The organism is Streptomyces sp. NPDC127092, from assembly GCF_042722475.1.
GTDB lineage: Bacteria > Actinomycetota > Actinomycetes > Streptomycetales > Streptomycetaceae > Streptomyces.
Genome location: NZ_JBHXFE010000248.1, coordinates 1 through 1064, shown reverse-complemented (window position 1 = coordinate 1064; position 1064 = coordinate 1). Strand labels below are relative to the sequence as shown.

General features: G+C 67.7%; 1 protein-coding gene. It reads right to left on the bottom strand.

Going from position 1 to position 1064, the window contains the following annotated elements:
- Positions 1–424: 424 nt before the first annotated feature.
- Positions 425–1064 (bottom strand): putative dsRNA-binding protein (locus ACFWJO_RS39390; protein ID WP_386873064.1); only part of this gene is annotated, 640 nt, incomplete at its 5' end.

Sequence of the window (1064 nt, the reverse complement as noted above, 5' to 3'; positions counted from 1 at the left end):
GTCGGGGCGCGATGCGCTAACTTTTGCCGGAGGGCCTGGCCCGCCCCGCTACGCTCCGCGGTCACTCATGGACTGCACCTTTCTTCGGCTGCCCTTCGGAGCATAAGCGTGACCTATCCGCGCCCACCAGGCGAACTCACAACCACCGGCCGATCTGTGCTCAGGCTATGTGGGTTCACAAGTGCGCCGGCCGCGTATGTGGCGAGGTGGAATGCGGCTCGCCCATGGACCGCGTTGCGGTCGGATTTCTCCGGGGCGAAGCGCGGGGTAATTCGATGTTCCGCGGGTACTCCCGATCTACGCTGCACAGCGGGTTCGATGGTCCCGGTGGCGGCCAGGCCCAACGACCAGCGCTCCCATTTCGCTGGCCGCGCCCATAAAGTCGTTATCGAAACGGACACTGACCGGGTGGGTGAGCTTCGGTTTACCGGTGTGATCGGGCTGGGGACGTCTCGTCAAGTAGCGAATCGACAAGGTCCGCTGCCGCGGCGGTTCTTGCGAGGTTCTTTGTTGTCCCGCTGCCGGTTGCTGTGTGGTCGAGGTAGCGGACTTCGCAGGTGAAAACCGGCGCGTGGGCGGCGCCCTCCATTCTCACGGCCCACTGTGGGGAGGGATGGCCGTGGTGTTCGGCATGGCTGATCACCCAGGCGATCGGGTTCTTCTGCGCTCGCTCCCGCCGTCTCGATGCCTGGCCCGAGTCCGAATCCATGGGTCCGCTGCGCGCTGATGCCGGCCGCGCCCGTACCCCTGCATGCGTGGTGCTCGGGGGCACCGGCTGCGGGTCGTCCCGCAGCGGGGAGTCGACCTCCGGATGGCTCTCCCCTGCCGCGACGGCCTTCGTCAGGCCCCACGCTGCGTCCTGCTCGGCTCGCTTCTTACTGCCCGCGGTGGCCCACGGCCCACAGACCTGACCCACCCGGAATCGGGCCGCGAACACCGGTGTGTGCGAGGGCCCGCGGTGATCGCCGTCGATCTCGGGCCGGTGCAGGTCGGGATGCGCCTGCAGCCACATCGACACCACACTCGGCCCGAACTCCGGATGCGCCCGCGATGCCCAGTCGAAG